This is a genomic window from Aetokthonos hydrillicola CCALA 1050 (assembly GCF_017591665.1).
GTDB lineage: Bacteria > Cyanobacteriota > Cyanobacteriia > Cyanobacteriales > Nostocaceae > Aetokthonos > Aetokthonos hydrillicola.
The window spans coordinates 1-2,157 of record NZ_JAAKGC010000301.1; the positions used below are offsets into that span (position 1 = coordinate 1).

Genomic DNA, 2,157 nt, shown 5'->3' on the forward strand with positions numbered 1-2,157 from the left:
CTTGTCCTTAACTTGCTGACCCCAGCCAAACACCATCTTGTGCCAATAATCCAAGAGCATCTCCTAAAATCTTTCCACCTACAGATTCCAGTATCAAATGATATGGGCCGTATTCGCTAGCAGCTGAAAGATCTTCGCCAACGACCACTATTTGCGCTCCTGCTTCTTTAACCAAAGCTTCATGTTCTGCTCGCCGAATATGTGCTATTGTTCTCGCGCCACTCAAACGAGCAAGTTGAATAGCGAAGTTTCCAACACCTCCAGAGGCGGCAGTGATCAAGACTGAACGACCTAAAACAGAACCACCTTTGAGTAACGCGTGATATGCTGTTAGGCCCGCTACGGGAAGGGTAGCAGCCTGAGCAAATGATACTGATGATGGAATTTCAGCTAGAGAATGGGTAGGCACCGATACCACTTCTGCCCAAGCACCAGAACGCAGTAAACCAACAACACGTGTACCCTGCGGAGGGCTAGAACCATCAGCAGATGGGGTTTCAATTGTACCTGCCAAATCCCAACCAGGACGCCAACCTGCATCAGCTGCGGTAGAACGTCTCACTTCACCTCGATTTAGAGAAATTGCTGAAACTCTCACAAGCGCCTCGTTGGGATCTGGCTTTGGTGCATCTACGTCACGCAGTACCAAACGCCCAGTGACGCTCGGATCAACAACCACAGCACGTATTTTGGTCATCAAAAACTCCTGATCAATTTGAGGATTACTACCAAAAACATAGCGGGAGGGTGAGAGCCCCTGAGCTTCAGCCAGGGGATGAAACCCGACACGGGTGAATTTATCCACCCGTCACTACTCTGACCACTCGGTTATTAAACTGGGCAGAACGCTTCTTAACTTATTCTGCCAGTCCGGAATGTTTATGAGTCGCTGTTTAGTTTCTGAATCCAGTCTAATACATAAAGGTCTAGGGTCTAACTTGTTTTCACCTTGTGGCTTGAAAGTGTACTCGTTATTTTTATGAAAAGGCATTTATTTTTTCTATTTGAGCGTGTATACTTGCATTATAAGCTAAATTTAAGTAGGTAATTACCAGTTGTACAAGACCCAACAAATTAGGTTAACTGACGCTATCAATAATGAGACTTACAGTTTCTTAGTTTTGCTTTGTGAGCAATCTTCAAAGCTTTCTAATCAGGTTGTCTACTCAATCAGGCAAAAACATTTTGAAACCTGCGAGCGGGTTGAGTTCTTTGATAAGGATGGCTTTTACCGTTCTGGGTTTAAAACTAAGAAAATCAGTGTTGATAGTTACGCTTCATTGTGTAAAGAGTTTGCCAACAGTGAACACTATCAAATTATGGGAGGACAGCAAGCACAGCAAACGATTAGATCGGTTATTGAGAGTTTTCGTTCTTATAATGAATTACTGCCATTGTTTTTTAATGGAGAACTCAATGGTTTTCCTCGTATTCCTGGCTATCGCAAAGATGGGTTAACCGTTGTCACATTCCCCGCTCAAGCCGTGAAGTTAGATATAGAAACAGGGATGTGTCGTTTAGCAATCTCACGGGAGTTGTCCAAGGACATTTTAAATGATGTTTGGATTCCAGGGGGATACGGCTTTAAACCTCATCAACTGGTTGAAGTTCGTATACTTCCACGTAACCGCGAGCTATATGCTGAGTACGTCTACAAATCTGGTAACGAGGAGGCAAGCTGTTTACTGGGACTGGATCATTCTCAAGCACTGGGAATAGATCCAGGAACCAACAACTGGCTAACTTGTGTCTCAACTTTGGGTAAATCTTTCATCATTGATGGCAAACAACTCAAGTCCCTTAACACTAATTACAACCGCAAAGTTAAGAAGATTAAGACGGGAAAACCACAGGGTTTTTGGAATGATGAACTGGCACATCTGACAGAACTGCGCAACCGTCAAATGCGGGATGCTATCAACAAGACAGCTAGATTCATTGTCAATTATTGCCTTAACCATAGGATTGGTAATGTGGTGTTTGGCTGGGGTCAGCAAGTTAAGGACAAGATAACTCTAGGCAAGCGTAACAATCAGAACTTCGTACAGATCCCAACATCCAAGCTTAAAGAACGCATCCTTACACTGTGTGAAGAAATCGGGATTCAGTTTATTGAAACCGAAGAATCATACACGTCCAAGACGAGTTTTTTGGATG

The 2,157-nt window shown here is 43.6% G+C and carries 1 protein-coding gene and 1 pseudogene; one reads left to right on the top strand and one right to left on the bottom strand.

The annotated features are described in order from the left end of the window. Positions 1-31: 31 nt before the first annotated feature. Positions 32-697, bottom strand: a pseudogene (locus G4P69_RS37205) (zinc-binding dehydrogenase); the annotation flags it as partial. Positions 698-1,055: 358 nt separating this feature from the next. Here G4P69_RS37205 and G4P69_RS37210 point away from each other — a divergent pair. Then, a partial coding sequence (locus tag G4P69_RS37210) for an RNA-guided endonuclease InsQ/TnpB family protein (protein ID WP_208354900.1) occupies positions 1,056-2,157 on the top strand: 1,102 nt, incomplete at its 3' end.